Source organism: uncultured Allobosea sp. (genome assembly GCF_945957345.1).
Taxonomy (GTDB): Bacteria; Pseudomonadota; Alphaproteobacteria; order Rhizobiales; family Beijerinckiaceae; genus Allobosea.
This window is the reverse complement of sequence record NZ_CAMFKW010000095.1, coordinates 1-7,272: the sequence shown is the minus strand read 5'-3', so window position 1 is coordinate 7,272 and position 7,272 is coordinate 1. Positions and strand designations below refer to the sequence as shown.

The following is a 7,272-nucleotide window of genomic DNA, read 5'->3' as shown; positions in this document are numbered from 1 at the left end:
AGTGGCCTGCTTTTACTCCGCCACGATGGCCTGGAATCCGACCGCCGTTGACAGATGTTCATTGTAGTTTGGGGGACAGAACCTCTAGCGTCTGCGCCGGAGGCGGGCCCGGCAGAGCGAGTTCAACCCGCTCGGCATCCACGATCCGCGCTGCCCGCATCCAGACGAAAACGCGATTCCAGACCTCCCAGTTGATTTCCTCCATGATCAGGGCGTAATCCGCCGGGCTGAGGTGACGGAGAAGCAGCTCCGCCACCATGCGCGACCGGTCGCCGCCACCGTTGTTTCGTTGCTCGCTGGGGGTGGAGCGAGGCTCGTGCGCGAAGAACGCCGACGAGAACCCCTCCTGCAGTGAATGATCCTCGGCTTTCGCCCTTGCCGTCGTCTTCATGGCCGAGGACTGGGAGTACAGATCGCTGCGGGATATGTGCTCGCCGTTCTCGATGCGCTTCAGGATGGTGTCGCGAACCGCGGGGGGCGTCTTCTTGGAGAGATAGACCCGCAAGGTCGAGGGAACCATCAATGCGACGAGTTTCGCGTCCGTCTCTGCTTCGCGGGCGAGCTTCATCAGGTCTTGTGCGGTTCGAATCTTGAACTCGCAGGATTTCTCGACCCATCTGACGAAGGCGCCATGCGGCGTTTTCTCTTTGACGCGGAGAAGTTCGCGGCCGATCTCGATGGCATGTTCAGTTGCAGACCGCCGAAGCGCCCGGATCTTCTGGGCGGCTTCCTGGAGCTCCGCAGCAGAGAGCTGGATTTCCGAAATCTTGGCGCTCACTGACACAGCGTAACCCTCGATCCGTCAAAGCAACGTCCTTCAGGTTACGCGAGGTGATCTGTGCGACGAAGCGAGCAAAGGGATTCCCGGCCGCACAAAGGGGGTACCCCTTTCGAGCTACTCGCTCCTGCGAAGAGGCCGGCTCGTCACGGTGACCGTGGCAGCAGTCGCGTGGATCGAAGCCGGTGGGTGCGGTCTAGATTGCGGCCGGCTGCGCCGGGGCCGGAGTGGCCGGGCGGCGGCTCAGCTTGCTCATCCAGAGATAGATGACGGGCGTGGTGTAGAGCGTCAGGATCTGGCTGAGGATCAGGCCGCCGACGATGGTGATGCCGAGCGGGCGGCGCAGTTCCGCGCCCGGCCCGGTCGCGATCATCAGCGGCACGGCGCCGAGCATGGCCGAGAGCGTCGTCATCAGGATCGGCCGGAAGCGCTCCAGGCAGGCCTCGAAGATCGCCTCGCGGGAGGGCAGGGCGCGCTGGCGCTCGGCGCTGATGGCGAAGTCGACCATCATGATGCCGTTCTTCTTGACGATGCCGATCAGCAGGATGATGCCGATGAAGGCGATGATGGTGAGGTCGGCGCCGGCGATCCGCAGCGCGATCAGCGCGCCGAGGCCGGCCGAAGGCAGGGTCGAGAGGATCGTCACCGGGTGGATCAGGCTCTCGTAGAGCACGCCGAGGATGATGTAGACGGCGAGGATGGCGACGAGGATCATCATGCCCTGGCTGCCGGCCCCTTGCGTGAAGGCCTTGGCATCGCCCGCGAACTCGGCCCGCAGCGACGCCGGCATATGCAACCCTTCGACCGCTGCGACGACGGCGTCGCTCGCCTCCTGAAGGCCGACGCCGGGCGCGAGGTCGTAGGTGATCGTTACGGCCGGGAACTGGCCCTGATGATTGATGACGAGCGGGGCCGTGCCGCGCTCGACCTTGACCAGGCTGCGCAGCGGCACCTGCGCGCCGTTGCGGCCGGGCGCGTAGAGATCGAGGATGTCGTTGGGGTCGCGGCTGCGCGAGGGCGCGACTTCGAGCACGACGCGGTACTGGTTGCGTGCGCCATAGATCGTCGAGATCTGGCGCTGGCTGAAGGCGTCGGACAGGACGTTGTCGATATCCTGGATCTTGACGCCGAGCTGTGAGGCCTTGTTGCGGTCGATCACGACATCGGCCTGCAACCCGCCCTGCTCGCGATCGGTCGCGACATCGACGAGCTCGGGCAGGGTGCGCAGCTTTTCCAGAACCTTGGGCACCCATTCTTCGAGCTCCGGCAGGTTCGGGTCCCAGAGCGTGAACTGGTATTGCGAGCGGCCCTGGCGCCCGCCGGCGCGTACATCCTGCACCGGCGTCAGGAAGATGCGCAGGCCCGGAATGGAGCCGAGGCGCCCGCGCAGGCGGTTGACCACCTGGGCCGAGCTCAGGCCGCGCTCCTCCAGCGGCTTCAGGCTGACGAAGAAGCGCCCGACATTCACCGAGCCGCCGCCGCCGATAAAGGAGGCGACGCCGAAGACGGCCGGGTCGGCCGCGACGATGGCTGCGCCCTGCTGCTGGAGCTGCGCCATGGCGGGGAAGGAGATGTCGGTCGAGGCCTGGGTGAAGCCGATGATCAGGCCGGTATCGTCCTGCGGGAAATAGCCCTTCGGCGCGCTGCGGAACATCTGCACGGTCAGCCCGACCGTCGCGATCATCACGACGAGCATCAGCCAGCTATGGCGCAGCACGACCGTGAGCGTGCGGCCATAGAACCCCGTCATCGCCGAGAGCACGCGTTCGACCATGCGATCGAAGCGGTTCTCGCGATGCGGGCCGGCCTTCAGGAAATGCGCGCAGATCATCGGTGTGACGCTGAGCGAGACCGCCGTCGAGACGAGGATCGCGAAGGTCAGCGTCAGCGTGAATTCGCGGAAGAAGCGACCGGCCACCCCGTCCATGAAAAAGAGCGGGATGAAGGCGGCGATCAGCGACAGGCTGATCGAGACCACGGTGAAGCCGATCTGGCCGGCGCCTAGCAGGGCGGCGCGCAACGGCGACATCCCCTTGGCGACGTTGCGCTCGATATTCTCGATCATGACGATGGCATCGTCGACGACGAAGCCGACCGAGATCGTCACCGCCATCAGCGAGAGATTGTCGAGCGTGAAGCCGGCGGCCCACATCGCGGCGAAGGTGCCGGCGATCGAGAGCGGCACGGTGACGCCCGCCGCGATGGTCAGGGTCGTCCGCCGCAGGAACAGGAAGACGACCAGCATCACCAGCGCGATGGAGATCAGGAGCGTGTGCTGGATATCCGTGATCGAGGCGCGGATCGTCACCGTGCGGTCCGACATGATCGAGATTGCGAGACCCGCCGGGACCCAGCGCTGGATCTCTGGCAGCAGCGCCTTCACCCGGTCGACGGTGTCGATGACATTGGCGTCGGACTGTTTTGTGATGGTGATCAGGATCGCCGGCTTGCCGTTGTACCAGCCGGCGGCGCGGCTGTTGCGCACGCCGCGCTCGACCGTCGCGACGTCGGCGAGCCGGACCACCGTGCCCTTCGCCGAGCGCACGACGATATTGCCGTAATCCTCGGGCTGCCGGATCTGGTTGTTGGCTGAGAGGGTTTCGCTCAGCCGCTCTCCGTCGAAGGAGCCGACCGCCGAGACAGTATTGGCATTGACGATCGCCGTGCGGATCGTGTCGAGGCTGAGACCCATCGCGGCGAGCTGGGCAGGGTCGACACGTACGCGGATCGCCGGCTGCTCGGCACCGGCGACGGTGACCTCGCCGACGCCCTCGATCTGCGCGATGCGCTGGGCGATGACGGTGTCGGCCGCGTCATACATCGCGCTCGGCGTCATCGTGTCAGAGGTGAGTGCCAGGATCAGGATCGGCGCCGCGTTGGGATTGGCCTTGCGGAACTGCGGCAGGGTCGGCAGGTCGCCGGGTAGGTCGGTCGCGGCGGCGTTGAGTGCCGCCTGCACGTCGCGGGCGGCGCTGTCGGTGTTCCGCGTCAGGTCGAATTGCAGGACGATCGAGGTCGAGCCGAGCGAGCTCGTCGAGGTGATCTCGGTAACGCCGGGAATCGAGCCGAGCCTGCGCTCCAGCGGCGCAGCGACGCTGCCCGCCATCGTCGCGGGGTCGGCGCCCGGCCGGCTGGCGAAGACGCGGATGGTCGGGAAGTCGACGCTCGGCAGGCTCGCCACCGGCAGGAACATGTAGGCGACCATGCCGACGAGGAAGAGGCCGATCGCCATCAGCGTTGTGCCGACCGGGCGCAGGATGAAGGCGTCCGAAAGGCCTTTGACCGATTTCCAGCCCTTGTCCTCGTCGTCCTGGCCCTGCGCGGCGCTCATTCGGCCGCCTCCGGATCAGGATAGGGCACGACACCGTCCGGGCCGCCGCCGAGGCGGCGGCGGATCTTCTCGAGCGCGAGATAGATCACCGGCGTGGTGTAGAGCGTCAGCAACTGGCTGAGCAGCAGGCCGCCGACGATGGTGATGCCGAGCGGCTGGCGCAATTCGCTGCCCGTGCCCGTCGCCAGCGCCAGTGGCAGCGCACCCAGCAAGGCGGCCAGCGTGGTCATCATGATCGGCCGGAAGCGCAGCAGGCAGGCCTTGACGATGGCCTCCTCCGGCGAGAGGCCCTCGTGACGTTCGGCCTCCAGCGCGAAGTCGATCATCATGATCGCGTTCTTCTTGACGATGCCCATCAGCAGGATGATGCCGATCAGCGCCACGATCGAGAGCTCGCGGCCGGTCAGGACCAAGGCGAGGAGGGCGCCTACGCCCGCGGAGGGCAGCGTCGTCAGGATCGTGAACGGGTGGACATAGCTTTCGTAGAGGATGCCGAGCACCAGATAGATCGTCACGATCGCCGCCAGGATCAGCCAGGGCTGGTTGGCGAGCGAGCGGTTGAACTCCGCCGCATCGGCGCTGAACGATCCGGAGATCGAGGCAGGCATGCCGATCTCGCGCTCGACCGCGGCGATCATCTTGACGGCATCGCCCAGCGCCTCGCCCGGAGCGAGATCGAAAGAGACGGTCGCGGCCGGGAACTGTTCCTGATGGGCGATGGAGAGCGGCGCGGTCTCGCGGATCAGGCGAGTGAAGGATGAGAGCGGCACCTGCACGCTGTTCTGCGTCACCGTCGAGGTGCCGGCGGAATTGGTCTGACCCTGCGTGTTGGTGTTGCCGGTGACGTAGAGCTTGGTGAGAGCGGCGGGGTCGCGCAGATATTGCGGCGCCGCCTCGATGATCACGCGATACTGGTTCGACTGCTCGTAGATCGTGGCGATCTGGCGCTGGCCGAAGGCGTCGTAGAGCGTGTCGTCGACGGCCTGAATGGATATGCCGAGCCGCCCGGCCTTGGCCCGGTCGATCTCGACGCGGGCGCGCAACCCGCCATCCTGGGTCTCGTTGGCGACGTTGCGGACGATCGCCTCGCGCCGCAGCGCCTCCGAGAGCTTGCGGGCCCATTCCATCACCTGCGCCTGGTCAGCGCCGGTCAGGGTGTATTGGTATTGCGAGCGGCTGGCGCGGGTTGTGATCTGGATGTCCTGCACCGGCTGGACATAGGCGACGACGCCGGGGATCGTGGCGGCCAGCGCACGCAGCCGTTCGGCGATCACGACCGCGTCGTCGTGCCGGTCGTCCTTCGGGCGCAGCGTCACGGTCAGGCGGGCGGTGTTGAGCGTGGCATTGGCCTGGCCGATGCCGAGCACCGAGATCACGCCGGTGACGTCGCCATCCTGCTCGAAGGCCTGCGTCACCTTCTCCTGCAGGCGCTTCATCTCGTTGAAGGAGACGTCCGGCGAGGATTCCAGCACGACATTGAGCAGGCCGGTATCCTGGCTCGGCAGGAAGCCCTTGGGGATGACGACATACATCCACACCGTCAGCACCAGCGTGGCCAGCGTCGCGAGCAGGACGAGCCCGCGCACCTTCAGTGCCCAGCCGAGCGTCACCTCGTAGAGCCGGGCCATCGCCGAGACCGGCCATTCCGCCAGCCGCATCAGCGGGTTCTCACGCTTGCCGTCGTCATGACGGAGAAGGCGCGCGCACATCATCGGCGTCAGCGTCAGCGACACGATTGCCGAGACCACGACCGCGATCGTGAGGGTCAGCGCGAATTCGCGGAACATGCGGCCGACCAGCCCGGTCATGAACAGCAGCGGGATGAAGACCGCGACCAGTGAGACGGTCAGCGAGATCACGGTGAAGCCGATCTCGCGGGCGCCGTCATAGGCCGCCCGCAGCGGCTTCTTGCCCTGCTCCATGTTGCGCACGATGTTCTCGATCATCACGATCGCATCGTCGACGACGAAGCCGGTGCCGATGGTCAGCGCCATCAGCGAGAGATTGTCGAGGCTGAAGCCGGCCAGCCACATCACCGCGAAGGTCGCGATCAGCGAGAGCGGCAGCGCGACGCCGGCGATGATCGTGGCGCGGACCGTGCGCAGGAAGAGCAGCACGACCAGCACGACCAGCGCGCAGGCCAGCACCAGCGTGAACTGGACATCCGCGATCGAGGCGCGGATCGTCTCGGTGCGGTCGCTGACCACCTGCAATTCGACGCCGGCCGGCATGCCGCTCTTCAGGCGCGGGATTTCTTGTTTCACCTGCGCGACCGTGGTGACGATATTGGCGCCGGGCTGCCGCATCACGTCGAGGACGACGGCGGTCTTGCCCTTGTACCAGGCGCCGACACGGCTGTTCTCCAGGTCCTCCAGCACCACCGCGACGTCGCGCAGGAAGACCGGCGCGCCGCTGCGATAGGCAACGACGATGTCGCGATAGGCCGCCGCGTTGCCGATCTGGTCGTTGGCGCTGATCGTGTAGGCCTGATGGTTGCCGTCGAGCGCGCCTTTGGACCCCGCGACATTGGCGGCGACGATGGCGTTGCGCAGGTCCTCCATGCCGAGCCCATAGGCGGCGAGCCGGGCGAGATCGGCCTGGATGCGGATCGCCGGCCTGACGCCGCCTTCGAGCGAGACATGGCCGACGCCGGAGACCTCGGAGAGGCGCGGCGAGAGCAATGTGTCGGCGAGGTCGCTGAGCTGGTGCAGCGAGACCGTGTCCGAGGTCAGCGCCAGCACCATGATCGGCGCGTCGGCCGGGTTGATCTTCGCATAGGTCGGCGGATAGGGCAGCGTGCGCGGCAGGGTCGAGCCGGCCGCGTTGATCGCCGATTGCACGTCTTGCGCGGCCGCATCGATGTCGCGGTCGAGGTCGAATTGCAGCGTGATCTGGCTGAGCCCGAAGGAGCTCTGCGAGTACATCGTCGATAGCGCGGGGATCTGGCCGAATTGCCGTTCCAACGGTGCCGTCACCAGCGAGGCGATGGTCTCAGGGTTCGCGCCCGGCAGCTGCGTCGTGATCTGGATGGTGGGGAAATCGACCTGCGGCAGCGCCGAGACCGGCAGGCGCAGATAGCCGAGGATGCCGCAGAGCAGCACCGCGACGCCGAGCAGGGAGGTCGCGATGGGCCGGCTGATGAAAGGCGCGGACACGCTCATCG

3 protein-coding genes are annotated in these 7,272 nt (G+C 66.5%); all 3 read right to left on the bottom strand.

Annotated elements, in window-relative coordinates; genetic code table 11:
* Positions 1 to 58 precede the first annotated feature (58 nt).
* Positions 59 to 778 carry a DUF3102 domain-containing protein gene (locus Q0Q36_RS24655; RefSeq protein ID WP_293802472.1) on the bottom strand — a complete coding sequence of 240 codons (720 nt, stop codon included), beginning with the start codon at positions 776 to 778 and terminating at the stop codon, positions 59 to 61.
* A gap of 196 nt (positions 779 to 974) precedes the next feature.
* Positions 975 to 4,109 carry an efflux RND transporter permease subunit gene (locus Q0Q36_RS24650; protein ID WP_293802470.1) on the bottom strand — a complete coding sequence of 1,045 codons (3,135 nt, stop codon included), beginning with the start codon at positions 4,107 to 4,109 and terminating at the stop codon, positions 975 to 977.
* On the bottom strand, positions 4,106 to 7,270 hold the full coding sequence (locus Q0Q36_RS24645; protein ID WP_293802468.1) for an efflux RND transporter permease subunit: 3,165 nt from the start codon (positions 7,268 to 7,270) through the stop codon (positions 4,106 to 4,108). The genes Q0Q36_RS24650 and Q0Q36_RS24645 overlap by 4 nt, the downstream gene beginning before the upstream one ends.
* Positions 7,271 to 7,272: the final 2 nt, after the last annotated feature.